A 25,208-nucleotide genomic window follows, 5' to 3' on the forward strand; every position below is an offset into this window, starting at 1 on the left:
TCCATGTTGATCCCCGTGATTCTTTCCGGCGGCGCGGGAACGCGCCTTTGGCCGGTATCTCGCGAGGGGCAGCCCAAACCGTTCATGGCGATGCCGGACGGCCAGTCGCTGCTGCAGAAGACCTACCGGAGAGCCGCCGAACTGATCGGCACGGACGGCGACATCGTCACGGTGACCAACCGTGATTACTTCTTCCAGAGCAAGGACCATTACCTCGCTGCCAAATTGCGCCAACGCGGCCACTTCATCCTCGAGCCCGAGGGGCGTAATACGGCGCCGGCGATAGCGGTCGCGGCCCTCGCCCTGCGCGCCCGTCATGGTGACGATGTGACAATGGTGGTGATGCCGGCCGATCACCTGATCTGTGATTCCGAAGCCTTCGTCCGTGCGGTTGAGCATGCCGCCGCGCTGGCGGAGGAAGGGCATCTGGTGACCTTCGGCGTGGTGCCCACGGCGCCGGAAACCGGCTTCGGATACATCGAGATGGGCGATGGGCTCGACGATCGGGGCGGCAGCAAGGTCAAGCGCTTTGTCGAAAAGCCCGATCTGGCGACGGCGCAGGGATTCCTGCAGAGCGGTACCTTCCTGTGGAACTCGGGGATGTTCTGCTTCACGGTCGGCGCTTTCGTCGCCGAGCTGGAAAAGCATGCGCCGGAGCTGCTGGAGCGGGCCATCGATTGCCAGATGGCCAGCCAGCCGGATGACCTGGGCAATTTCGTGCAGCAGGAGCTGTCGGCCGAGCAGTTCTGCGCGCTGGAGGACATCTCCATCGATTACGCGCTGATGGAACGCTCCGAACGCGTTGCCGTGGTGCCGGCGACCTTCGACTGGAGCGATATCGGCTCCTGGACCGCCCTCAGCGCGCTGGTCGAGGCTGACGCGCAGAACAACCGAGCCGCGGGCAGCGCCATCTTCGTCGACAGTCGTGACAATTTCGTCCAGAGCGAGGGTCGCCTGATCGCGGCCGTGGGCGTCGAGGGGCTGATCATCGTCGAGACCGCCGATGCCATCCTGGTCGCCCGCTCCGACCGTGCCCAGGATGTCCGCAAGGTCGTGAAGCAGCTCAAGGACAGCGAGAACGAAGCCTATCGCCTGCACCGCACCGTCAGCCGTCCCTGGGGCACCTACACGGTTCTCGAAGAGGGCTCGCGGTTCAAGATCAAGCGCATCGTGGTCAAGCCCGGCGCGTCGCTGTCTCTGCAGATGCACCATCACCGCAGCGAGCATTGGGTGGTGGTACAGGGCATGGCCAAGGTGACCAACGGCGAGTCGGTGCGCCTGGTCAACAGCAATGAATCGACCTATATCCCGGCGGGACATCGCCATCGTCTGGAGAACCCAGGGGTGATCGACCTGGTGATGATCGAGGTGCAGAGCGGGGAGTACCTGGGTGAGGACGATATCGTCCGCTTCGAGGATGTGTACGGCAGGGTTGTCTGATGTCGCTGAGCATGTTGAAAGGCGCGTGGCAGTACCGGGGATTCATCCTGGGTAGCGTCAAGCGCGAGTTTGAGTCGAAGTATCGGGGATCGTTGCTGGGCGTCGTGTGGACCGTCCTCAACCCACTGGCGATGATCCTGGTCTACACGGTGATTTTCTCGGAGGTCATGCGAACGCGCTTGCCGGGGGTGGATGACAAGCTTGCCTACAGCGTTTTCCTGTGTTCGGGGCTTCTGACCTGGGGCCTGTTCTCCGAGGTGGTGTCCCGCAGCCTGACGATGTTCCTGGACAACGCCAACCTGCTGAAGAAGCTCAACTTCCCGAGGATCTGCCTGCCGCTGGTGGGCATGCTCAATTCGCTGCTCAACTTCGCCATCATCTTCGGCCTGTTCCTGGGCTTCCTGCTGATCAGCGGGCGGCTGCCGGGCATGGCGCTGCTGGCGTTCCCGCTGCTGCTCGTTCTCCAACTGATGTTCGCGGGCGGCCTGGGCATGTTGCTGGGGCTGCTCAACGTGTTCTTCCGCGACGTGGGGCAGATGTTCGGGATACTCCTGCAGTTCTGGTTCTGGTTCACCCCGATCGTTTATCCGCTCGCCATCCTGCCGGAGCCCATTCGCCGGGCGATCGAGCTCAACCCGATGACGGCGCTGATCCAGTCGTACCAGAACCTCTTTCTGTATGACCGTTGGCCGGACTGGTCGCAACTGGTGCCGCTGGCCGTTACGGGGGGGATTCTGTGTGTCATGGCGCTGCTGCTGTTCCGTGGGCGCTCGGGTGAAATGGTGGATGAGCTCTGATGGGACATATTCGTATACATCAGTTGGGCAAGGCCTACCGTCAGTATCCTTCGCGCTGGTCCCGCCTGCGGGAATGGCTGACTCCGGGGGCGGCACCCCGGCACCAGCAACGCTGGGTGCTACAAGGGGTGGACCTGGAGATCGCGCCGGGCGAGGCTGTGGGAATCGTTGGCTCCAATGGCGCCGGCAAGAGCACGCTGCTGAAGATCATCACCGGGACGACCGCGCCCACCACCGGGCATTGCTCCGTCAGCGGGCTGGTTTCGGCGTTGCTGGAACTGGGCATGGGGTTCCACCCGGACTTCACCGGTCGGCAGAACGTGTTCATGGCGTCCCAGCTATTGGGCCTGCAGCGTGAAGAGATCGAGGCGCTGATGCCGTCGATCGAGGCGTTCGCGGAGATCGGCGATGCCATCGATCAACCGGTCCGCACGTACTCCAGCGGGATGCAGATGCGCCTGGCCTTCAGCGTGGCCACCGCGCGCCGTCCCGATGTGCTGATCGTCGACGAAGCGTTGTCGGTGGGCGATGCCTACTTCCAGCACAAGAGCTTCGAGCGTATTCGAAGTTTCCGCCGCGAAGGTACCACGCTGCTCATCGTTTCCCATGACCGCTTCGCGATTCAGTCGATCTGTGATCGAGCCGTCTACCTGGAGTTTGGCCGAGTCGCCATGCAGGGCGATCCGGAAACGGTCATGGATTACTACCACGCCCGCATGGGCAATGGCCTGAACCAGATGGTCCGCCAGGAAATGATGGATAACGGCAAGGCCCGCACCATTTCGGGGACTGGGGAGGCGGAGGTCGAGTCTGTCCGCCTGCTGGATACCGGCGGGAAGGCGCTGGAGGTGATCGAGGTCGGCACGGAGGTGGTGCTGGAGGTCACGATCGGGATCAAGCGGGACGTGGAGCGGCTGGTGCTCGGCTTCATGCTCAAGGACCGCCTGGGCCAGGCCATGTATGGCATCAATTCCCATCGCTTGAAGCAGGAGCTGGAGCATCTCAAGGCCGGTGAGCGCGTTGTCTATCGCTATACGTTCCCCATGCGTCTCGGGACGGGCAATTACTCGGTTTCCCTCAGTGTGTCTCGCCTGGATTCCCACCTGGACGGGAATTACGAATGGAGGGACTGCGCCATGATCTTCCATGTCGTGAACAGCACCCGGGAAAACTTCATTGGCTATTCCTGGCTGGGCGCCACGCTGGATGTGGAACGCACCCAGGAACCTGAAATCATGCGGAGCTTGCCGTGACCCGACTGCTCATCGAATGCACTTACGTATACGAGCATCCCGACCTCAACTCGGGTATCCAGCGGGTCGTGCGCAGCGTCGTGCAGCATCTGGAGGGGCGCCAGGGCAAGGTCGAATGCATCCCCGTGATCATGCAGGGCGGCCAGCTCAAGCGAGTCCTCGAACTGATCCCGCCCAGCACGCCCGGCAAGACGACCTGGATGCGCCACCTGATCCACGGCTTCGATCATGCCCGACTGCGCTTCTGGGGGCTGCACTCCCGGCTGAGCGGCAAGCTCGGCCTGAGAGACGATGGACTGTCCCGGCGGCTGCTCTTCTGGACCTGGAAGCTGGCCAGCCTGTCGATGACATTGCCGTTGCGGACGCTGCTCTGGCTGGAGCGGCGCCTGGGCATGGTGGCTCAGCGCTCGGTGCCCCTGGAGATCCAGCCCGGTGATGTGTTCCTGATGCTGGACTCCTCCTGGCACGTCGACTTCTACGGGCTGGCAGAAAGAATGAAGGCCCAGGGCATCCGGATCGTCTCGGTCATCTACGACCTGATTCCGCTCACCCATTCGCAGTTCTGCGACGCCGGACTGACCAAGGTATTCGACCGCTGGTTCGACTGGGTCGTGCGCACTGCGGACGGATTCATCGCCATCTCCGAAACCATTCGCGATGAGGTGCGCGCGGAAGCGCTGAAGCGCCTTGGCCGCGAAGAGGCGGAAAAACGGCTGTTCGACTTTTTCCACCTGGGTTCCGAGCTGGACCTGGTTGAAAAGGAGCGTCAGCCGGACCCCGAGCTGGTTCGCGTGTTCGCATCGAAAGCGCCGGTCTACCTGATGGTGAGCACCATCGAGCCGCGCAAGAACCACGCCTACCTGCTCCAGGCCTTCGAACAATTGTGGGCTGCCGGCTCCCAGGCTCGCCTGTGCATCATCGGCAAGATTGGCTGGAAGAGCGAGGACCTCATCGGGACCATCCATCGCCATCCCCAATTGAACAAGCGCTTGTTCATGTTCAACCGCCTCGACGATACCGGGCTTGAGTACGCCTACGCGAACGCTCGCTCATTGGTGTTCCCGTCCCATGCCGAGGGCTTTGGCTTGCCGCTGGTAGAGGCCATGCAGCGAGGGCTGCCGGTGATGGCCAGCGATATCCCGGTATTCCGGGAAATCGGCCAGGAGTTCATGGCCTACTTCGACCTGGACAATCCCGCAAGCCTGGCGGAAATGATCGACGCCTATGACACCACGGGCCGTTTCCCGGCCGTGTCCGAACTGTCTCAATGGCGCTGGATTGGCTGGCGTGAGGCCAGCTTCCAGCTCCTCGAGCGGGCGACCCGGACGGACCCGATCACGGCGTCTATCCCCCAGACCGAGCGTGCGAATGCGGATTGCGCTTAACGCTCGAATCCTTCAGGCGCCCCGCACGGGCATTGGTCAGTATGTCGCCGCCCTGGCGATGGCGCTTGGTGAGACGCCGGGGCTGCAACTCGAACTGTTCCTCGGCTGGACGTGGAGTGCCCGCTTGCCCGAGGCCGCGCTGCCCGGCTATTCGCGTTGGGCCGACGCGGCCAAGCGTGTGCCGGGTGCCTACCGTATTCGCCGTTGGCTGGAGCAGAGCGCTTTCGACAAGGGACTGACGCCGCGCGGGGTCGAGCTCTACCATGAGCCGACGCTGTGGCCGCTGGAGTTCGAAGGACCGATGGTGATGACGCTGCATGATCTGACGCATGTGCACTATCCGCAGACGCAGCCCCGCGATCGGTTGGCGGAGATCGAGCGCAGGGTTGGAAAGGGGGTCGAGCGCTCCCGGTGCGTGCTGACCGACTCGCAGCATGTAGCGGAAGAAATACGCCGGCATTTCGCGCTTCCGGCGGACCGGGTAACGGTGGCGCCACTGGGCTGCGCCCCGCGCTTTCACCCCCGCTCAGCGGAGGCGATCGCCGCCCCCTTGCAGCCCCTGGAACTGGTCCCCGGGCAGTATCTGATTTGTGTCGGAACGCTGGAGCCGCGAAAGAACCTGACACTGGCGCTCAAGGCATACGCCCTGCTGCCGGAACGCGTCCGTGCCCATCTCCCATTGGTCATAGTTGGAATGCCGGGGTGGCGCGACGAGACGCTCAATGAGACGCTGAGGAAGACTGTCGCATCCGGGCAGGTGCGATTGTTGGGCTACCAGAGCGACGAGTCCGTCGCCCGGTTGCTGGCCGGCGCGCGGGCGCTGCTGTTCCCCTCGCTGTACGAGGGCTTCGGTTTGCCGGTGCTGGAAGCGATGGCCAGCGGCGTGCCGGTGGTGCTGACACGCACCTCCTCGCTGCCGGAGGTGGCCGGGGAGGCGGGGGTGTACGTCAATGCCGAGGATCCGCAGGAGATGAGCATAGCCATACAGCGGCTGGTGGACGACGAATCGTTCTGGCAGCGCTGCCGGGCGCTCGGCCTCGAGCGGGCCGGGGCGTTCAGTTGGCAACGTTGTGCCCGAATTACCAGCGATGTCTACCGCAAGGTTCTGGAGGGCTGAATGCGCGTATTGCACTTTTTCAAGACCTACCTGCCCGACTCCGTGGGTGGCATCGAGCAGGTGATCAACCAGCTCTGCCGCACGGGGCACAATCATGGCATCGACAACCAGGTGCTGACCCTGAGCGCCAATCCCGAGCCGGCCGAACTGAGGGTCGACGGTCATCGGGTGTTCCGGGCGCGCCTGGATCTGCAGCTGGCGTCCACCGGCTTCTCCTACAGCGTCGTGCCTCAGTTCCGCCGGCTCGCCGCCGAGGCGGACATCATCAACTTCCACTTCCCGTGGCCGTTCATGGACGTGGTGCACCTGCTGGCCGGCGTGCGCAAGCCGACCGTAGTCACCTACCACTCCGACATCGTTCGCCAGAAGCACCTGTTCAAGCTGTACCAGCCGCTCATGCATCGCTTCCTGTCCAGCGCGGACCGGATCGTCGCGGCATCGCCCAACTACCTGGGCTCGAGCGATGTGCTGCGCCGCTACCAGCACAAGGCGCACGTCATTCCCTACGGGCTGGACAAGCAGGCCTACCCCGAGCCCTCCGCGGAGTGCGTCGAGCGCTGGCGGAGGGCAGTAGGGGAGCAGTTTTTCCTGTTCGTCGGTGTGATGCGCTACTACAAGGGACTGCACATCCTCCTGGAAGCGGTGAAGGGCACCGGCTTCCCCGTGGTGATCGTCGGGGCCGGCCCGCTGGAGCAGCAGCTCAAGGCGCAGGCCGCGGCGCTGGACGTCGAGTCGCACGTGCGTTTCGTCGGCCGCGTCAGCGAGGAAGACAAGGTCGCCCTGCTGCAGCTGTCACGCGCGATCGTATTCCCCTCGCACCTGCGTTCGGAGGCGTTCGGCATCTCCCTGCTCGAAGGGGCGATGTATGGCAAACCGATGATTTCCAGCGAAATCGGCACTGGCACGAGCTTCATCAATGCGCACGGTCTGACGGGGCTGGTGGTGCCACCGAGCGATCCGCAGGCGTTTCGACAGGCGATGCGATGGTGCTGGGAGAATCCGGAAGCGGCGGCCGAGATGGGACGGCAGGCGGAAGTCCGCTATCGCGAACTGTTCACCGCGGATGCGATGGGGCGGGTCTGGGCAGATCTGTATCGCAATCTGCTGGACGAAAAAGCGGAGAAGGAAATTTTGCTGCCCGACGGCCGCTCGGGCTGAGCGGCCAGGGCATGTAACCAGTACAGTTCAGGCGATCCTGGAGAGTGTGGCCCGGTTGTACTGTGAATCAGCGCCAGAACGGCTTGTTCAGCTCGGCATAACGCTGGGCTTCGCTGATGCCGGCGTCGGCCAGCAGGCGGGAGTCCAGGCGGGCCAGCTGGCGGCGGCTTTCCATGCGGCGCTGCCACAGGCGAACGGTGCCGACGAGGCCACGATGGGCGCTGGAGGTGCTACGGGTGGTGCTCAGAGCTGCGGAACCGAGGGTACGTTCCATGATGTTCATCCTTCTCGCTTGTGGCGAGTAGTCAGTTGCTGAATTGATTGAGCATATGATCTGACTATTTGGTCAGGACGAATAGGTACAGTTGAACAGTATTGCGACTGGTCAGGCGATTGTTATTTTGAACTGTAATGGTTCTTTCAGGGGTAAACTGTACCGTTACGCTCCATTCTGGTGCGTAATTGACAGGTATCTGAGGCTTTTCGAGGGTGGCGGCGAGGGAAGCTGAACAGTTGGAGCGGGATAAAAATCTGTTCAAGAGTGTTTTTACGTGGTTTTTTTCCGGCTGTAAACCCTTGCGGGCCATTCATTGCTGAATGGCCCGCAAAGTCTCTGGAGTCAGCTAGCCGCCAGCATGTGGCCGCGTTCTTCCAGATTGATATGCCACTCCAGCGCCTCGCGCAGGATGTGCGGGGTATGCCCGCCGCGCTCGCAGGCGGCATCGAAGTAACGGTTCAGGGCGTCGCGGTAGGACGGGTGCACACAGTTGTCGATGATCGCCCGGGCGCGTTCGCGCGGTGCCAGGCCGCGCAGATCGGCCAGGCCGACTTCGGTGACCAGGATGTCGACGTCGTGCTCGGTGTGGTCGACGTGGCTGACCATCGGCACCACGCTGGAGATGTTGCCGCCCTTGGCGATGGACTTGGTGACGAAGATGGCCAGGTGCGCGTTGCGGGCGAAGTCGCCCGAGCCGCCGATGCCGTTCATCATCCGGGTGCCGCCCACGTGGGTGGAGTTGACGTTGCCGTAGATGTCGAATTCCAGCGCGGTGTTGATGCCGATGATCCCCAGGCGACGCACCACTTCGGGGTGGTTGGAGATTTCCTGCGGGCGCAGTACCAGCTTGTCCTTGTAGCGCTCCAGGTTGCCGAACACGTCGGCATTGCGGCGGCTCGACAGGGTGATGGAGCTGCCCGAGGCGAAGCGCAGCTTGCCGGCGTCGATCAGGTCGAAGGTCGAGTCCTGCAGTACTTCGGAGTACATGGTCAGGTTCTCGAAGGGCGACTCGATCAGGCCGCACATCACCGCGTTGGCGATGCTGCCGATGCCGGCCTGCAGCGGGCCGAGGCTGTTGCTCATGCGGCCGGCGTCCACTTCACGCTTGAAGAAGTCGATCAGGTGGTTGGCGATGCCCTGGGTCTCGTCGTCCGGAGGCAGCACGGTGGACGGGGAGTCCGCCTGGTCGTTGACGACGATGGCGACGATCTTCTCCGCCGGGATCGGGATGGCGGTGCTGCCGATGCGGTCGTCCACGCGAGTGAGCGGGATCGGCGTGCGGGTCGGGCGGTAGGTCGGAATGTAGATGTCGTGCAGGCCTTCCAGGTTGGTGTTGTGCGCGACGTTGATCTCGACGATCACCTGCTTGGCGAAGATCGCGAAGCTGGCCGAGTTGCCCACCGAGGTGGTCGGCACGATGTGGCCTTCCTCGGTGATGGCGACGGCTTCGATGACGGCGATGTCCGGCAGCTTGAGCTGGTGGTTGCGTAGCTGCTCGACGGTTTCCGAGAGGTGCTGGTCGATGAACATCACTTCGCCGGCGTTGATCGCCTTGCGCAGGGTGCTGTCGACCTGGAAGGGCATGCGCCGGGCCAGCACGCCGGCTTCGGTGAGCTGCTTGTCGAGGTCGTTGCCCAGGCTGGCGCCGGTCATCAGGCTGATACGCAGCGGCTCCTGCCTGGCGCGCTCGGCGAGGGCCTTGGGTACGGCCTTGGCTTCGCCGGCGCGGGTGAAACCGCTCATGCCGACGGTCATGCCGTCCTGGATCAGGGCCGCGGCCTGGTCGGCAGTCATCACCTTGTCCAGCAGGGAGGACATACGCACGCGATCACGGTACATGGGAAAACCTCGGGCAGTAGGAAGTGCAAGGCCGCCAGTCTAGGGACTCGGCGATTTTTGGCTCTTATACCAAGGTCGAAAAATCGCCCGGCCGGGGCCTTCTTACTACCAATGTCCAGAGCTTCTTCCATTGCCGGAAAGCAAGACACCGGCGCGAGGCCGGTGTCTTGTGGATCGACGGTCGTCTTATTCGACGGCCTTGACCATGTCTTCGATGACTTTCTTGGCATCGCCGAAGACCATCATGGTCTTGTCCAGGTAGAACAGTTCGTTGTCCAGGCCGGCGTAGCCGCTGGCCATCGAGCGCTTGTTGACGATCACGGTCTTGGCCTTGTAGGCCTCGAGGATCGGCATGCCGGCGATCGGCGACTTCGGATCGTTCTTCGCCGCCGGGTTCACCACGTCGTTGGCGCCCAGTACCAGCACCACGTCGGTCTGGCCGAACTCGGAGTTGATGTCTTCCATCTCGAACACCTGCTCGTAAGGCACTTCGGCCTCGGCCAGCAGGACGTTCATGTGGCCCGGCATACGGCCGGCAACCGGGTGGATGGCGAACTTCACGTTGACGCCGCGATGGGTCAGCTTCTCGGCCAGCTCCATCAGCGCGTGCTGCGCACGGGCCACCGCCAGGCCGTAGCCGGGGACGATGATCACGCTGTCGGCGTTGGTCAGCAGGAAGGAGGCGTCGTCGGCCGAACCGGATTTCACCGGGCGGGCTTCCTTGGCACCGGCCGGGCCGCCAGCGTCCGCTTCGGCGCCGAAGCCACCGAGGATGACGTTGAAGAACGAGCGGTTCATCGCCTTGCACATGATGTAGGAGAGGATCGCGCCCGAAGAGCCCACCAGGGAACCGGCGATGATCAGCATCGAGTTGTTCAGCGAGAAGCCGATACCTGCCGCGGCCCAGCCGGAGTAGGAGTTCAGCATCGACACCACGACCGGCATGTCCGCGCCGCCGATCGGGATGATGATCAGCACGCCGAGGATGAAGGCCAGGGCCAGCATCACGACGAAGGCGGTGAGGTTACCGGTGAACATGAACAGCAGGCCCAGGCCCAGGGTGGTCAGGCCCAGCACCAGGTTGAGCATGTGCTGACCGGTGAACTGCACCGGGGCGCCCTGGAACAGGCGGAACTTGTACTTGCCCGACAGCTTGCCGAAGGCGATCACCGAACCGGAGAAGGTGATGGCGCCGATGGCCGCGCCGAGGAACAGCTCCAGGCGGTTACCGGCCGGGATGGTGTCGCCCAGGTTCTGCACGATGCCCAGGGACTGCGGCTCGACCACGGCGGCGATGGCGATGAACACGGCGGCCAGGCCGATCATGCTGTGCATGAAGGCGACCAGTTCCGGCATCTTGGTCATCTCGACGCGCTTGGCCATGATCGAACCGGCGGTGCCGCCGGCCAGCAGGCCGACGACCACGTAGACGATGCCGGTGGTGGCGATCTCGCTGCTGATCTTGAACACCAGGGCCACGGTGGTGATGACCGCGATGGCCATGCCGATCATGCCGAACAGGTTGCCGCGGCGGGACGTCGTCGGGTGCGACAGGCCTTTGAGGGCCTGGATGAAGCAGACCGAGGCGACGAGGTAGAGGAGGGTGACGAGGTTCATGCTCATGTCAGTGCTTCTCCGCCTTCGGCGCTTTCTTCTTGAACATTTCCAGCATGCGGCGGGTGACCAGGAAGCCACCGAACACATTCACTGCAGCCAGGGCCACGGCCAGGGTGCCCATTGCCTTGCCCAGCGGGGTGACGGTCAGGGCGGCGGCCAGCATGGCGCCGACGATCACGATCGCCGAAATGGCGTTGGTCACCGCCATCAGCGGGGTGTGCAGGGCAGGGGTGACGTTCCAGACCACGTGGTAGCCGACGTAGATCGCCAGCACGAAGATGATCAGGTTGTAGATGCCGTGGGAGATCAGCATGTCTTCCATAGTTTCTCACCGGTCTTCAGGGCCGGACGCGGGGTCCGGCGCGTTCTTATATAAGAAGGGCTTCAGCCGTTCTTGCGCACGATCTGGCCGTCACGGCACATCAGGCACGCGGCGACGATGTCGTCTTCCAGGTTCACCGTGAAGCCTTCGGCGGTCAGGGTGAGCTTGAGGAAGTCGAGCAGGTTGCGTGCGTAGAGTGCGGAGGCGTCCGCCGGCACCAGCGCGGCCAGGTTGCTCAGGCCGACGAGGGTGACGCCGTGCTTGACCACGACCTGGTCGGCCTCGGTCAGTGGGCAGTTGCCGCCCTGGGAGGCCGCGAGGTCGATGACCACCGAGCCCGGCTTCATTTCGGCGACGGTCGCCTCGTGCAGCAGGGTCGGCGCCTTGCGGCCCGGGATCAGTGCGGTGGTGATGACGATGTCCGACTGCTTGGCGCGCTCGTGCACGGCCTTGGCCTGGCGCTCCATCCACGAGGCCGGCATCGGGCGGGCGTAACCGCCAACGCCTTCGGCGCACTCGCGCTCTTCATCGGTCTCGTAGGGCACATCGACGAACTTGGCGCCCAGGGACTCGATCTGCTCCTTCACCGCCGGGCGTACGTCCGACGCTTCGATCACCGCACCCAGGCGCTTGGCCGTGGCGATGGCCTGCAGGCCGGCAACGCCGGCGCCGAGGATCAGCACGCGGGCGGCCTTAACGGTGCCGGCGGCGGTCATCAGCATGGGCATGAAGCGCGGGTAATGGTTGGCGGCGAGCATCACGGCCTTGTAGCCGGCGATGTTGGCTTGGGAGGAGAGCACGTCCAGGCTCTGCGCGCGGGAAGTACGCGGCGCGGCCTCGAGGGCGAAGGCGGTGACGCCGCGTTCGGCCATGCGGGCGATATTCTCGTTGTTGAACGGGTTGAGCATGCCGATCAGCACGGTACCCGGCTTCATCTGCGCCAGCTCGCTTTCGCTGGGCGCGACAACCTTCAGCACAAGCTCTGCGCCGAAAGCATCGGCGGCAGTGCCGATCTTCGCGCCAACGGCCTCAAAGGCGGCATCCGGTTGGCTGGCGCTGACGCCCGCTCCACTCTGGATGACGACCTGATGGCCCTGCCCGATCAGTTTCTTGACCGTCTCCGGCGTTGCTGCGACCCGCGTCTCACCGGCTTGGGTCTCGAGGGGTACACCGATCTGCACTTGCAAATCTCCTGCGTGATCCTGGGATTGTCCGGGCTACTACGTTGGCGACCCGGGTTTTGAACTGGCAACGGTCTATTTTTTGTTTTAACAGCTTGTTGTTGACCGGGCTTTGACCCGGTGGCCGCGGCATTCTGCAATTGAACCTGGGTGGCTTCAAGGAGTTCTGGAGTGGTACGAAGCGATAACTACAAGTCACGTTCAGACCTGCAGTTTTCCAGTCTTCACCACAGCCGCGTGGGCCTTGGTGCTTAGCCTAATTGCCTATTGTGACCGGACGGAAATGTCATCCTCGCCGTGAATGACCACCCATCAGAGGCTCCCCTACCCACCGAAAGGCCCGTTAATCCTGCAACAGGCTCAGGCATAGGTGTTAATTAATGTTTCTAATATGGAGTATGAGTCATTACTGATATCTGGATTCCTGTAGCAGATTTTTTACATTGACTACGGGGTCAGGAAATCTCTTGGGAGGCTTCAAGTCCGCGTATTGCACCGGATCAGGGCCTGAGGATAGATTTAGCAGAAAGTTCGCGGTTGTCTTGCCGGAGTGGGAATGACACGGAAAAAACAACGGCCACCGTTATCGGGTGGCCGTGGGGGGTGAGACACGGTGTCGCGGGTCAGTTGCTGGCGCTGATCACGCTGGGCAGCTGGGCCGCGAGCTTGTCGTTGTGCAGCGGGGCGCGGATGAAGCCGTGCTGGGTGCCGTCCGGACCGATGATCACCAGGTTGCCGCTGTGGTCGACGGTGTAGTTGGGCTTGCTGGTGTCGGCCGGGATGTAGGGGATGCTCATGGCGTTGGCCAGCTTCTGCACGTTCTCTTCCGAGCCGGTGATGCCCTTGAAGCCGGCGTTGAAGAAACCGAGGTATTCCTTGATGCGCGGCGCGGTATCGCGGTGCGGGTCGACGCTGACGAACACTACCTGCAGGTTCTTCAACGCTTCCGGCGGCAGTTTGCTCTGCAGCTCGCGCAGTTGCGCCAGGGTGGTGGGGCAGACGTCCGGGCAGAAGGTGTAGCCGAAGAACAGCAGGGACCACTTGTCCTTCAGGCTGGCAGTCTGGAACGGCTGGCCGTCCTGGTCGGTGAACGCGAGGTCGGGGACGCTGCGGGTCTGCGGCAGGATCACGATGCCGGCGTCGAGCAGCACGGTCGGGTCGAGCTGGTGGCGCTGGTTGAGCACCTTCTGGACGGTGAGGCCGAGGATCAGGGCGACGATGGCGACGAGGATGAAGACGGTCTTGTTGACTCGGGTCATGGGGTTCTCGTGGGTCGGGACGTCTGGGCTTGAGGCTGCTGTTCGTGCCGTGCCGGTGCCTGGCAGGGGAGCGGCGATGTTCGCGAGCAAGCTCGCTCCTACAGGGAGTTCCGTGTAGCAGCGAGCTTGCTCGCGAACCCTCAGTAGTTCAGGTGCAGCGGCAGGTAGTGGTCCACCAGCAGCGCGATGAACAGCAGGAACAGGTAGGCGATAGAGTACTTGAAGGTCTTGATCGCCGCATGTGGCCGGCTGCCGCAATAGAGCGCCCAGGCCCAGTCGAGGAAGCGCGCACCCAGGGCCAGCGCGGCGAACAGGTAGACCAGCCCGGCCATGTGGATGACGAAGGGCATCAGGGTCACGGCGAACAGCACCAGGGTGTAGAGCAGGATGTGCAGCTTGGTGTAGCGCTCGCCGTGGGTCACCGGCAGCATCGGGATGTCGGCCTTGGCGTACTCGTCCTTGCGGTGCAGGCACAGCGCCCAGAAGTGCGGCGGGGTCCAGGCGAAGATGATCAGCACCAGCAGCAGCGGTTCGGCGGAGACCTGCCCGGTCACCGCGACCCAGCCCAGCAGCGGCGGGGCGGCGCCGGCGAGGCCGCCGATGACGATGTTCTGCGGCGTGGCGCGCTTGAGGAAGCCGGTATAGAGCGCCGCGTAACCCAGCAGCGAGGCCAGGGTCAGCCAGGCGGTGAGGGCGTTGGTGAACACCAGCAGCACGGCCATCCCGGCCACCGCCAGCAACATGGCGAAGCCCAGGGCGATGGGTGGCGAGACGCGCCCTTCGGCCAGTGGACGCTTGTGGGTGCGCGCCATGATCGAGTCGATGCGCCGGTCCACCACATGGTTCACTGCCGCCGCCGCGCCGGCGCACAGGCCGATGCCGAGGTTGCCGAACACCAGGATCTGCCAGGGCACGCCGGCCTTGGTGGCGAGCAGCATGCCGATCAGCGAGGTGATCAGCATGAGCAGGACCACCTTGGGCTTGGTCAGTTCGAGCAGGTCGCGCCAGCTGGCTTGGCTGGAAGTGCTGATGACGCTGGCCATGATGATTTCTCCGTCTTCGTGCCGCCTGGATGAATGGAGGCCGGTGCGCCTCGGCGCCGGCCGTCACGCTCAACGTGCAATCTCAACCTTGTGAGGGGTAGGCCACCGGGCGCTCCATCGCGTCCAGGGTGATCGGGCTGCTGGCGGGCAGCTCGACGCGTTGGGTCGCCGGTGCGCGGACCCGGTAGTTCACCAGCACCAGCATCAGCAACAGAAACGCACCGCCGCCGTTGTGCGCCACCGCCACCGGCAGCGGCAGATGCAGCAGCACGTTGCTGATGCCCAGGCCGATCTGCAGGGACAGCCCCAGCAGCATCAGCGCGGTGATGCCGATCAGGCCGTGGCGCTGGAGGTTCCAGGCCAGCAGCAGGAGCACCGCCGTCACGCCCAGCGCGCCCATGCGATGGGTCATGTGGATGGCCGTGCGGGCGTCGCTGTCGAGTTGGCCGCCGAGGTAGTTGGGACCGATATGCTGGGTGAGGTGGAAACCGTTGGCGAAGTCCATGTTCGGCCACCACTCGCCGTGGCACATCGGCAGGTCGACGCAGGCCACCGCTGCGTAGTTGCTGCTGACCCAGCCGCCGAGGGCGATCTGTCCGATCACCAGCAGCAGGGCGACGGCGGCCAGCGCGCGCAGGCGCGCCGGCAGTTGCAGCGGGGCGAAGGCGCCGGACAGGCGCAGGCTGAGCAGGAACAGCAGCGACAGCGTGGTGAAGCCGCCCAGCAAGTGCGCGGTGACCACCTGCGGCCAGAGCTTGAGGGTGACGGTCCACATACCGAACGCCGCCTGGGCGATCACCACGCCGAGCAGCAGCAGCGGCAGGCGCAGCGGCTGGCCGTCGCGGCCACGGCGAACCAGCGCATGGATGGCCAGGCCGAGGATCAGCAGGCCCAGGCTGCCGGCGAAGTAGCGGTGGATCATTTCGTTCCAGCCCTTCTGCGTCTCCACCGGGGTGTCCGGGAAATGCATCTCGGCATGGGCCAACTGCGCTTCGCTGGTCGGTACGTGGACGAAGCCGTAGCAACCGGGCCAGTCCGGGCAGCCGAGGCCGGCGTGGGTCAGGCGGGTGTAGGCGCCCAGCAGGATCACCACGAAGGCCAGCGCCGTCGCCACGATGGCGATGTAGAAGGCGGGTTTGCGTGTTGCCTGGATCATGCGACGCTCCCGGTCTTGTTGTTGTCGTGGGGCTGGCGATGTCTTAGCCGGCAGGCTCTCGTTAACCGATGTTCGAAAGCTTCAGCAGCAACTGCAGGTCCTTGAGGATCGACTTGCCGTCGGTGCCGGCGTCGTAGCGCAGCACCAGGTTGCCGTGGGGGTCGACGATCCACAGTTGCGGCTGGGCGCCGGTGTGCGGGTTGGGCGTCAGGCCCAGGCGCTGCAGGCGCGGGTAGTCCTTGTCGAGCAGGCTGGTGAACTCCGCCGGCAGCGGCTTGGCGAAGGCCAGGACGTGTTCGGCGCGGCTGGCTTCGCGGCCCAGGCCGATGTTGATCTGGCGGGCCAGGTAGACCAGTTGCTGGCAGTCGCTGGCGCAGCTTTCCGGCGCGGTGACCAGCAGTTGCCACTGGTCGCTGGCCTTGTCGTTCTGCACGCCGAGATCGGCCGGGGTCTGCCCGGTGGCGATCAGGTCGCCGTGGTAGCTGCGGCCTTCCGGCACCCAGAACTGCAGCTTGTACATGGCGGTGGCGAGCAGCATCGGCCCCAGCACCATGCCGAGGATCAGCAGCAATTGCACACGGCCACGGCGGCGGGCCGAAGGGTCATTCAGGGTCATGGCGGTCATGGTCGAAGGTCTCCCGTGCGCGACGGATGCCGAGGTAGAGGTAAAGGGCGGACAGTGCGATGGCCAGGGCGAACCACTGCACGGCGTAGCCGACGTGGCGCTCCGGAGGCATGGCGACGATCGGCCAGTCGGTGTCGAAGGCGGCGTCGCCCGGCTCCAGGCGGATTTCCAGCGGGCTGCCTTCGCGGCCGAGCTGGTCCCACAGGAACGGGGCGTCCACCTGGGTAATCAGGCGTGGCCAGCTGGCGAGCGGGGCGCTTGGGCCGGCGGGCGGTGGAACGTAGGTCCAGGCGTCCAGCAGCAGGTCATGGCTGGGCGTGTCGATCTGCGGCGGTGTGCGACGGTCCGGCCAGGCGACCCAGCCCCGGTTGACCAGCAGCCACTGCTGCCCGACGCGGTCGAAGAAGGGTTGCAATACCTCGACGCCGGCGCGACCGCCGCGGGTGCGGTTGTCCAGCAGCATGCTGTGTTCGGCGTCGAGCTGGCCCTGCAGGCGCACCCGCACATAGCTGCGCGGCGGTTGGCGTTCGAGCTTGGCGACGCTGATCGGGTCCTGCTGGCGCTGGGTTTCGGCGGCGGCGAGCAGGGTGCGCTTTTCGGCGGCGCGGGAGAGTTGCCAGAAGCCCAGGCCGATCAGCACCGGCAGCAGCGCGAGCACCACCAGCGTCGGCGCGATGCCGGGCCGGAAGGCGCGCGTGGCGCGGCCTTGCCGTTCTGGATCAGAGCCGTGCTCAGATGCGTGCTGGCTATACTGCAAGACATCCCCCTCAACCCCAGTCCCCTGCGGACAGGAGGCCGGTAGTGCTCAAAGCTGCGATCGTTCTGTTGTTGCTGGCGACCGTCGTCAGTCTGTTCAGTGGCCTGTTCTTTCTGGTCAAGGACGAAGGCCACGGTTCACGGGTGGTCAATGCGCTGACCGTGCGTGTCACCCTCACCGCCCTGACCGTCGCTCTCATCGCCTGGGGTTTCTTCAGCGGCCAACTCGGCAGCTCAGCCCCCTGGCATTTCTAGTTCCGTACTGCTCTTCGTAGGAGCGAGGGGGACGCCTAGTTCTTGCTCGCGAACGCTTTTCCCTGATGCCTCAGTGTTGTGCGGTTCGCGAGCAAGCTCGCTCCTACAGGTCCCGCAATCCCTCCGGTTTCACAGCACGTAAACGAAGATGAACAGTCCGATCCACACCACGTCGACGAAGTGCCAGTACCAGCTGGCCGCCTCGAAGCCGAAGTGTTTGTCGGCGTCGAAGTGCCCGCGCAGGATGCGGATCAGCATGATGCTCAGCATGATCGCGCCGATGGTCACGTGGGCGCCGTGGAAGCCGGTGAGCATGAAGAAGGTCGCGCCGTAGATGCCCGAGCCCAGGGTCAGGCCCAGCTCGCTGTAGGCCTCGTGGTACTCGTAGGCCTGCAGCACCAGGAAGCAGGCGCCCAGCGCCACGGTCAGCGCCAGCCACAGCTTCAGCGGGCCGCGATGGTTCTTCTTCAGCGCATGGTGGGCGAAGGTCACGGTGAAGCTGGAGGAGACCAGCAGCAGGGTGTTGATCAGCGGCAGCTTCCACGGATCGATCACTTCCCTGGGCGGCGGGAACAGCTTGTTGTCCGGGTTGCTGAGCTGCGGCCAGCCGGTTTCGAACTGCGGCCAGAGCATGTGCGAAATGCCGTGGTGACCTTCGCCGCCCAGCCACGGGTTGACGAAGTGGCGCACGTAGAACAGCGCGCCGAAGAAGGCGGCGAAGAACATCACCTCGGAGAAGATGAACCAGCTCATACCCCAGCGGAACGAGCGGTCCATCTGCGGGCTGTAGAGCCCGCCGCGGCTTTCCTTGATGACGTTGCCGAACCAGCCGAACAGCATGTACGCCAGGATCAACCCGCCGGCGAAGAAGATCCACGGGCCGTGGGAGTGCTCCTTGCCGGCGCTCATGTCGTTCATCCAGGTGCCGACGCCGAACAGCGTCACCAGCATGCCGATGGTGGCGATGATCGGCCACTTGCTCTGCGCGGGGACGTAATAGGGATCGTGGGTTGCCATTGTTCTTGTTCTCCTTTGCCCTTCAGCGCTCGTTACTGGCCACGGGCGGCTTGCGGGCAGTGATGTCGAACAGCGTGTAAGCCAGCGTCAGGTGACGCACATCCTTGGGCAGGTCGCGGTCGACGATGAAGCGCACCGGCATTTCGATGCGCTCGCCCGGCTGCAGCACCTGCTGGGTGAAGCAGAAGCATTCGGTCTTGTGGAAGTAGGTGGCCGCCACCGACGGCGCGATGCTCGGGATCGCCTGGGCGGTCATCGGCTTGTCGGTGGGGTTGCGGGCGACGAACAGCATCTGGTTCACCGCGCCCGGATGCACCACCAACTGGTCCGACTCGGGGTGGAACTCCCAGACCATGTCGATGTTGTTGTTGGCGACGAACTGGATCTTCACCTCGCGCGACTGATCGATCACCTGGCCGTCGCCCTGGTAGGCGCTGCCGGAGGTCTTGCCGTTGATGCCCAGTGCCTTGCACATCACGTCGTACAGCGGCACCAGGGCGAAGCCGAAGGCGAACATGGCGATCACGGCTATGACCAGCCGGGTCACCAGCTTGCGCGTTTCGATGTTGCCGTCGCTCATGGGGCGATTCCTCAACCTGTAGGAGCGTGGGGGGCGCCTAGCTCTTGCTCGCGAACCGCTTGATGCCTTGGCCTCCTGGGAGACCCGTTCGCGAGCAAGCTCGCTCCTACACGCTCGTGCTTACTTCACTTCAGGAGGCGTGGTGAAGGTGTGGTACGGCGCTGGCGAGGGAATGGTCCACTCGAGGCCTTCGGCGCCATCCCACGGCTTGGCCGGTGCCGGCTTGCCGCCCTTGATGCACTTGATGACGATGAACAGGAACAGCAGCTGCGTGGTACCGAACATGAAGGCGCCGATCGACGAGACCATGTTGAAGTCGGCGAACTGCAGGTTGTAGTCCGGAATCCGTCGCGGCATGCCGGCCAGCCCGACGAAGTGCATCGGGAAGAACGCCAGGTTCATGCCGATGAAGCTCATCCAGAAGTGCAGCTTGCCCAGGGTCTCGTCGTACATGTGGCCGGTCCACTTCGGCAGCCAGTAGTAGGCCGAGGCGAAGATGCCGAAGATCGCGCCGGGCACCAGCACGTAGTGGAAGTGCGCCACTACGAAGTAGGTGTCCTGGTACTGGAAGTCCGCCGGGGCGATGGCCAGCATCAGCCCGGAGAAGCCGCCGATGGTGAACAGGATGACGAAGGCCACGGCGAACAGCATCGGCGTCTCGAAGGTCAGCGAGCCCTGCCACATGGTCGACGCCCAGTTGAACACCTTCACCCCGGTGGGCACGGCGATCAGCATGGTCGCGTACATGAAGAACAGCTCGCCCACCAGCGGGATGCCTACCACGAACATGTGGTGCGCCCACACGACGAAGGACAGGAAGGCGATCGAGGCGGTGGCGTAGACCATCGAGGTGTAGCCGAACAGCGGCTTGCGGCTGAAGGCCGGGATGATCGAGCTGACGGCGCCGAACGCCGGCAGGATCATGATGTACACCTCGGGGTGGCCGAAGAACCAGAACACGTGCTGGAACAGCACCGGGTCGCCGCCGCCGGCCGCGCTGAAGAAGCTGGTGCCGAAGTGGATGTCCATCAGCATCATGGTCACGCAGCCCGCCAGCACCGGCATCACCGCGATCAGCAGGAAGGCGGTGATCAGCCAGGTCCAGACGAACAGCGGCATCTTCATCAGCGTCATGCCCGGGGCGCGCAGGTTGAGAATGGTGGCGATCACGTTGATCGCGCCCATGATCGAACTCATGCCCATCAGGTGGATGGCGAAGATGAAGAAGGTCACGCTGTGCGGCGCGAAGGTGGTGGACAGCGGCGCGTAGAAGGTCCAGCCGAAGTTCGGACCGCCGCCGGGCATGAACAGGGTGCTCACCAGCAGGCCGAAGGCCGCCGGCAGCAGCCAGAAGCTGAAGTTGTTCATGCGTGGCAGGGCCATGTCCGGCGCGCCGATCATCAGCGGCACCATCCAGTTGGCCAGGCCGACGAAGGCCGGCATCACCGCGCCGAAGACCATCACCAGGCCGTGCATGGTGGTCATCTGGTTGAAGAACGCCGGCTCGACGATCTGCAGGCCCGGCTGGAACAGCTCGGCGCGGATCACCATGGCGAACGAGCCGCCGAGCAGGAAGGCGCAGAAGCTGAACCACAGGTACAGCGTGCCGATGTCCTTGTGGTTGGTGGTGAGAACCCAGCGCATCAGGCCCTTGGCGGGGCCGTGGTGGTGGTCGCCGGCGTGAGAATGGTCGGGGTGATCGATCACGGCACTCATCGCGGCCTCCTTATTGTTGTTTCTGCTTGTAGGCGACCACTTCCTGCGGGGTCACCATGTCGCCGTCGTCGTTGCCCCAGGCGTTGCGCTCGTAGGTGATCACCGCAGCGATATCCACCTCCGAGAGCTGCTTGCCGAAGGCCGCCATTGCCGTGCCCTGGACGCCGTTGAACACGGTCTCCAGGTGGTGCTCCTTGGGCCCGGTGACGATCTTCGAGCCCTTGAGCGCCGGGAACATCGGCGGCATGCCCTGGCCCTCGGCCTGGTGACAGGCGGCGCAGATGGTGTGGTAGACCTTGTCGCCGCGGGCGACCAGCTCTTCCTTCGTCCATTCCTTGCTGGTCAGCTCCTTGAGCTTGACCGCCTCTTCCTTGCGCTCGGCCAGCCACTTGTCGAAGTCGGGCTTGGACTTCACGTCCACCACGATGGGCATGAAACCGTGGTCCTTGCCGCACAGCTCGGCGCACTGGCCACGGTAGATGCCGGGCTGGTCGACCTTGGTCCAGGCCTCGTTGACGAAGCCGGGGATGGCGTCGCGCTTGACCGCGAAGGCCGGCACCCACCAGGAGTGGATCACGTCGCTGGAGGTGACCAGGAAGCGCACCTTGACCCCGGCCGGCAGCACCAGCGGGTTGTCCACCTCCAGCAGGTAGTGCTCGTCCTTGTCGGCCTTGTTGTGGATCTGGTCCTGGGGCGTGGCGAGGTTGGAGAAGAACTCCACGTCCTGGCCCAGGTACTTGTACTGCCACTTCCACTGGTAGCCGGTGACCTGCACGTCCAGCTCGGGCTCCGAGGTGTCGTACATGTGGATCAGCGTCTTGGTGGCCGGGACGGCCATCACCACCAGGATCAGGAAGGGAATCACCGTCCAGAGGATTTCCACCGTGGTGCTCTCGTGGAAATGCGCGGGCTGCTGCCCGGTGGACCGGCGATGGACGAGCATCGACCAGAACATCGCGCCGAAGACGATGATGCCGATGACCACACAGATCCAGAAGATGGTCATGTGCAGGTCGAAGACGTTACGGCTGACTTCCGTCGCACCGGGGGCCATGTTGACCGTCCAGGCGGCGTTTGCCTGACTGAAAGCCAAGAGCAAAAGGAAGCCCATCCAGACTCGTGGATGTCGCAGCATTCGGGTTCCCCTTATCGTTGTTTTTATCCCGCCGGCATAGCGCCCTGGCTGCGATCCCCATTCCAGAGGGATCGAGCCTGAACAAGCCAACGGCCAAGGGAGTGACCGCCAAGACAACTTACTTTGACGTCGTACCTCGGCAGCACGCAGAGCAGGCCGGGTCCATCAGGTTTTCGGTGTGTCGAAGCGGAGTATAGCCACGGGTTGCGACATAACAACGCAGATTAAAAAACCCTGTCTAAAGACCGAAGAGTGATCTCAAAGCCACGGCCGACGCGGCTTTGGAGTACCATGATGGCGGGGTGATATGCCGGGACGGCATAAACACTTCATGAATATGACAATCGCGTCTTAGCTGCAGCCGGACGCCGGCTAAGGTCTTTCTTCACTTTCCAAAACCCGTTGTCTTGGAGTTGTCATGAATACCGCTGCGTTGCGTGAGTTGATCCAGAACGCCCATCTGCTCGAGTCCCGTCATGGCCATCTTTCCCGACTGATCCAATCCCAGCTCGAAGGGCTGCACCCGAGCATCAGTCTGGCCGGAGAAGATGCCAGTGGCACCCTGACACGCTTCGTGCATGCCTATATCGAGCAGGTGCCGGACTTTCTCGATGCCGCCGCCAGCGTGGCGCGCGAGGCCGGTATCGAGGAGTGGATCAAGCCGGTGCTGAAGCTGGCCGAGCAGTTCTTCCTCACCCCGCCGACGCTGCTCGATGGCCACGATGGCCTGGACGCCCTGCTGGACGAGGCCTACCTCGCCCATCGCCTGGTGGAAGAGGTGAACGACCGCTACATCGCCCACTTCAACCAGCCGCTGATCCCGCTGGACACTACGGTGGCCAACCTGGTGGCGCACCAACTGATCGGCGAGCCGTTCGCCAACCAGCTGGACGAGGCCGTGCACCACGCGGTGGACGGTATGCTCGACGACGGCGCCTTCGCCTCGGACGCGGCGCAGAGTTACCGCGCGCGCCTGAACGATCCGCAGGTGGTGATGGCGTGGCAGCAGTGGCCGTGCCTGTCCCGCCAGTTCGGTGTGGAACTGCGCCTGCGCTAGAACGGCGCGTGGGGACGAGGGGAAGAGCGATGCCGGATGGGGGCCGACGACGCCCGCAAGGCCGCCAGCCCCGGAGGGTGCGTCACTGCGGCGAGTAGCGCGGCCGCGGCGTGGCCATCGGAATCGGGCCTTCGCCGTCCAGCGGACGGAAACGGCCCTGCTCGGCGTCGTAGCCCTTGATGGCGCTGGACTCGATGTCATAGACCCAACCGTGGATGAACAGCTGGCCGCTGGCGATGCGCGCGGCTACCGACGGGTGGGTTTTCAGGTGGTCGAGCTGGGCGACCACGTTCTCCTCGGTGAGAACCTCCAGGTGCTCGTGGGTCGCGCAGCCACAGGTTTGTGCGACCACGGTGCGGGCGACTTCCGCGTGACGCAGCCAGGCCTTCACCGTCGGCATGCTTTCCAGGGTCTGCGGGTCCAGCACCGCCTTCATCGCGCCGCAGTCGGAATGGCCGCAGACGATGATGTGCTGCACGCCCAGTGCCATCACCGCGAACTCGATGGCGGTGGACACGCCGCCGTTCATCTGGCCATAGGGCGGCACCACGTTGCCGACGTTGCGGGTGACGAACAGGTCGCCCGGCAGGCTCTGGGTGATCAGCTCCGGGACGATGCGCGAGTCGGCACAGGTAATGAACATCGCGCGCGGGTTCTGCGCGTGGGCCAGCTTCTTGAACAGCTCCTTCTGCTGCGGAAAGACCTCCTGGCGGAAGTGCTGGAAGCCCTCCACGATTCGCCGCAGCGCCTCGTCCGCGCTCTCGTGGGCCTGATCCTCACCGTGCGTTTTATCGTTCATGTGTCAGCCTCGAAGAATGACGACGAATTTTCTTATGCTTGCCGACGCCCTTCTGTAGGAGAAAAGGCACACCTTTCATGGAAAAAATGTCGAAGTCGTTAGCCCTGATCCGAGCGAAATCCGCTGGCGTGAAGCGTAAAGCAAAACCCTGCCAGGGCCTCGTGATGGTTGTTTGCACGATGCTTCACCCGCGCTCCGGCGCGGGGTGTATGGGTCAGAACAGGCTCATCTGACTGCGCGGCGGGGCGAAGGCCGTGCAGTCCAGGCCGAATCCGCCGCGCCGGTTCAATCCCAGGCGGCGCAGGGCGACCTCGAAACGCTTGGCCAGCAGCTCGGCGAACGGTCCTTCGCCACGGAAGCGGTGCCCGAAGCGGCTGTCGTGGATTTCCCCGCCGCGTACCTGGCGGATCAGGCTCATCACATGGTTGGCGCGCTGCGGGTAGTGCGCCGCCAGCCATTCCTCGAACAGCGCTCCGACTTCCCGCGGCAGGCGCAGCAGCATGTAGCTGGCACTCTGCGCCCCGGCGTGGTGCGCCGCTTCCAGCAGGGCCTCCAGCTCGCGGTCGTTGATCATCGGGATCATCGGCGAGCACAGCACCCCTACCGGAATGCCCTGGCCGCGCAATACGCGGATCGCCCGCAAGCGCGCGGACGGCGCGGCGGCGCGGGGTTCGAGGATGCGTTTGAGCTCGTCGTCCAGGGTGGTCAGGCTGATCATCACCCCGACCAGGTTCAGCTTCGCCATTTCGCTCAGTAGATCGAGGTCGCGCAGGATCAGCGAGCCCTTGGTGACGATGGTCAGCGGGTGCCTGAAACGCAGCAGTACCTCGAGGATCTGCCGGGTCAGCCGCTGCTGGCGCTCGATGGGCTGGTACGGGTCGGTGTTGGCGCCCAGGTTGATCGGCGCACAGACGTAGCCCGGCTTGCTCAGCTCCTGTTCCAGCACGGCGGCGGCGTTGGTCTTGGCGATCAGCCGGGTCTCGAAGTCCAGCCCCGGCGAGAGGTCCCAGTAGGCGTGGCTGGGCCGCGCGTAGCAGTAGATGCAGCCGTGCTCGCAACCGCGGTAGGGGTTGATCGAGCGGTCGAACGGCAGATCCGGCGACTGGTTGCGGGAGATCACCGTTTTCGCCAGCTCGTTGCGGATTTCGGTCACCTGGGGCTTGGGGACTTCATCGAGCCAGTCGTTATCCACAGGCACCGAGGTGGTCGGTGCGAAGCGATTGTGCGGATTGCTGGCGGTGCCACGGCCGCGGGGTGGGAGCGTGGAGGTCATGTGCGGGGCGCTCGAAAGAATACTGTATATAGATACAGTAATCCACGGAGTTTTCCACAGCCAGTGTGAACCGCCGGATGGTTGTGGTTCGCTGCGCCGTGGCTGGCGGGCGCCGGCTTTTCGTAGGAGCGAGCTTGCTCGCGAACCGCCC

The 25,208-nt window shown here is 64.1% G+C and carries 24 protein-coding genes; 8 read left to right on the forward strand and 16 right to left on the reverse strand.

What is annotated here, in order from left to right; translation table 11 throughout:
* Positions 1–3: 3 nt before the first annotated feature.
* The 6 genes from ACYCAX_RS24855 to ACYCAX_RS24880 are packed head-to-tail and all read left to right on the forward strand — an operon-like array spanning position 4 to position 7,150.
* Positions 4–1,440, forward strand: coding sequence for a mannose-1-phosphate guanylyltransferase/mannose-6-phosphate isomerase (locus ACYCAX_RS24855; RefSeq protein WP_015474887.1), 1,437 nt, complete (start codon positions 4–6; stop codon positions 1,438–1,440).
* A complete protein-coding gene (locus tag ACYCAX_RS24860; protein ID WP_015474888.1) occupies positions 1,440–2,237 on the forward strand; it encodes an ABC transporter permease in 798 nt (265 codons plus the stop codon). Before ACYCAX_RS24855 ends, ACYCAX_RS24860 begins: the two co-directional genes overlap by 1 nt.
* The gene (locus ACYCAX_RS24865; RefSeq protein ID WP_041711641.1) at positions 2,237–3,490 is read left to right on the forward strand and encodes an ABC transporter ATP-binding protein; all 1,254 of its coding nucleotides are present in this window, start codon (positions 2,237–2,239) and stop codon (positions 3,488–3,490) included. Before ACYCAX_RS24860 ends, ACYCAX_RS24865 begins: the two co-directional genes overlap by 1 nt.
* Entirely contained in the window at positions 3,487–4,875 is a 1,389-nt protein-coding gene (locus ACYCAX_RS24870; protein ID WP_294977710.1) for a glycosyltransferase family 4 protein, read from the forward strand. Before ACYCAX_RS24865 ends, ACYCAX_RS24870 begins: the two co-directional genes overlap by 4 nt.
* Complete coding sequence (locus ACYCAX_RS24875) at positions 4,859–5,992, forward strand: glycosyltransferase family 4 protein (protein ID WP_294977712.1); 1,134 nt, start codon at positions 4,859–4,861, stop codon at positions 5,990–5,992. The genes ACYCAX_RS24870 and ACYCAX_RS24875 overlap by 17 nt, the downstream gene beginning before the upstream one ends.
* Complete coding sequence (locus ACYCAX_RS24880; protein WP_294977714.1) at positions 5,993–7,150, forward strand: glycosyltransferase family 4 protein; 1,158 nt, start codon at positions 5,993–5,995, stop codon at positions 7,148–7,150.
* Between the two features lie 67 nt (positions 7,151–7,217).
* Here ACYCAX_RS24880 and ACYCAX_RS24885 read toward each other — a convergent pair whose 3' ends face one another.
* The 10 genes from ACYCAX_RS24885 to ACYCAX_RS24930 all read right to left on the reverse strand — a co-directional run bounded on the left by ACYCAX_RS24885 (position 7,218) and on the right by ACYCAX_RS24930 (position 17,226).
* Positions 7,218–7,424: a DUF1127 domain-containing protein gene (locus ACYCAX_RS24885; protein WP_015474893.1), complete on the reverse strand. Its 207-nt coding sequence runs from the start codon at positions 7,422–7,424 to the stop codon at positions 7,218–7,220.
* 345 nt (positions 7,425–7,769) lie between these two features.
* Positions 7,770–9,266: an acetyl-CoA hydrolase/transferase family protein gene (locus ACYCAX_RS24890; RefSeq protein ID WP_460249086.1), complete on the reverse strand. Its 1,497-nt coding sequence runs from the start codon at positions 9,264–9,266 to the stop codon at positions 7,770–7,772.
* Between the two features lie 186 nt (positions 9,267–9,452).
* The gene (locus ACYCAX_RS24895) at positions 9,453–10,889 is read right to left on the reverse strand and encodes an NAD(P)(+) transhydrogenase (Re/Si-specific) subunit beta (protein WP_015474895.1); all 1,437 of its coding nucleotides are present in this window, start codon (positions 10,887–10,889) and stop codon (positions 9,453–9,455) included.
* A 1-nt stretch (position 10,890) separates the two neighbouring features.
* The gene (locus ACYCAX_RS24900; protein ID WP_015474896.1) at positions 10,891–11,205 is read right to left on the reverse strand and encodes an NAD(P) transhydrogenase subunit alpha part 2; all 315 of its coding nucleotides are present in this window, start codon (positions 11,203–11,205) and stop codon (positions 10,891–10,893) included.
* Positions 11,206–11,267: 62 nt separating this feature from the next.
* A complete protein-coding gene (locus tag ACYCAX_RS24905; protein WP_460249087.1) occupies positions 11,268–12,386 on the reverse strand; it encodes a Re/Si-specific NAD(P)(+) transhydrogenase subunit alpha in 1,119 nt (372 codons plus the stop codon).
* 623 nt (positions 12,387–13,009) lie between these two features.
* Complete coding sequence (locus tag ACYCAX_RS24910; RefSeq protein ID WP_460249088.1) at positions 13,010–13,645, reverse strand: SCO family protein; 636 nt, start codon at positions 13,643–13,645, stop codon at positions 13,010–13,012.
* 140 nt (positions 13,646–13,785) lie between these two features.
* Complete coding sequence (gene cyoE / locus ACYCAX_RS24915) at positions 13,786–14,688, reverse strand: heme o synthase (RefSeq protein WP_460249089.1); 903 nt, start codon at positions 14,686–14,688, stop codon at positions 13,786–13,788.
* Between the two features lie 82 nt (positions 14,689–14,770).
* Positions 14,771–15,844 carry a COX15/CtaA family protein gene (locus ACYCAX_RS24920; RefSeq protein WP_460249090.1) on the reverse strand — a complete coding sequence of 358 codons (1,074 nt, stop codon included), beginning with the start codon at positions 15,842–15,844 and terminating at the stop codon, positions 14,771–14,773.
* Positions 15,845–15,905: 61 nt separating this feature from the next.
* Positions 15,906–16,469 carry a hypothetical protein gene (locus ACYCAX_RS24925; RefSeq protein ID WP_015474901.1) on the reverse strand — a complete coding sequence of 188 codons (564 nt, stop codon included), beginning with the start codon at positions 16,467–16,469 and terminating at the stop codon, positions 15,906–15,908.
* On the reverse strand, positions 16,447–17,226 hold the full coding sequence (locus ACYCAX_RS24930; protein WP_460249091.1) for an SURF1 family protein: 780 nt from the start codon (positions 17,224–17,226) through the stop codon (positions 16,447–16,449). Before ACYCAX_RS24930 ends, ACYCAX_RS24925 begins: the two co-directional genes overlap by 23 nt.
* A gap of 44 nt (positions 17,227–17,270) precedes the next feature.
* On the opposite strand from ACYCAX_RS24930, the gene ACYCAX_RS24935 reads away from it, so the two are divergent.
* Positions 17,271–17,480: a twin transmembrane helix small protein gene (locus ACYCAX_RS24935; protein WP_015474903.1), complete on the forward strand. Its 210-nt coding sequence runs from the start codon at positions 17,271–17,273 to the stop codon at positions 17,478–17,480.
* A 129-nt stretch (positions 17,481–17,609) separates the two neighbouring features.
* Here ACYCAX_RS24935 and ACYCAX_RS24940 read toward each other — a convergent pair whose 3' ends face one another.
* The 4 genes from ACYCAX_RS24940 to coxB form a co-directional block, all read right to left on the reverse strand.
* On the reverse strand, positions 17,610–18,497 hold the full coding sequence (locus ACYCAX_RS24940; RefSeq protein WP_015474904.1) for a cytochrome c oxidase subunit 3: 888 nt from the start codon (positions 18,495–18,497) through the stop codon (positions 17,610–17,612).
* 22 nt (positions 18,498–18,519) lie between these two features.
* Positions 18,520–19,077: a cytochrome c oxidase assembly protein gene (locus ACYCAX_RS24945; protein ID WP_460249092.1), complete on the reverse strand. Its 558-nt coding sequence runs from the start codon at positions 19,075–19,077 to the stop codon at positions 18,520–18,522.
* Between the two features lie 120 nt (positions 19,078–19,197).
* Positions 19,198–20,793, reverse strand: a complete 1,596-nt coding sequence (gene ctaD, locus ACYCAX_RS24950) for a cytochrome c oxidase subunit I (RefSeq protein ID WP_015474906.1) — start codon at positions 20,791–20,793, stop codon at positions 19,198–19,200.
* A 10-nt stretch (positions 20,794–20,803) separates the two neighbouring features.
* Positions 20,804–21,928, reverse strand: coding sequence for a cytochrome c oxidase subunit II (coxB, locus tag ACYCAX_RS24955; RefSeq protein ID WP_015474907.1), 1,125 nt, complete (start codon positions 21,926–21,928; stop codon positions 20,804–20,806).
* 418 nt (positions 21,929–22,346) lie between these two features.
* On the opposite strand from coxB, the gene ACYCAX_RS24960 reads away from it, so the two are divergent.
* The gene (locus tag ACYCAX_RS24960; RefSeq protein ID WP_294978325.1) at positions 22,347–22,985 is read left to right on the forward strand and encodes a hypothetical protein; all 639 of its coding nucleotides are present in this window, start codon (positions 22,347–22,349) and stop codon (positions 22,983–22,985) included.
* A gap of 82 nt (positions 22,986–23,067) precedes the next feature.
* Here the strand turns inward: ACYCAX_RS24960 and ACYCAX_RS24965 are convergent, their stop codons facing one another.
* Positions 23,068–23,784, reverse strand: coding sequence for a carbonic anhydrase (locus ACYCAX_RS24965; protein WP_015474909.1), 717 nt, complete (start codon positions 23,782–23,784; stop codon positions 23,068–23,070).
* Between the two features lie 214 nt (positions 23,785–23,998).
* Positions 23,999–25,057, reverse strand: a complete 1,059-nt coding sequence (locus ACYCAX_RS24970; protein ID WP_460249093.1) for a PA0069 family radical SAM protein — start codon at positions 25,055–25,057, stop codon at positions 23,999–24,001.
* Positions 25,058–25,208 lie beyond the last annotated feature (151 nt).

The organism is Pseudomonas sp. MT3, assembly GCF_054720805.1.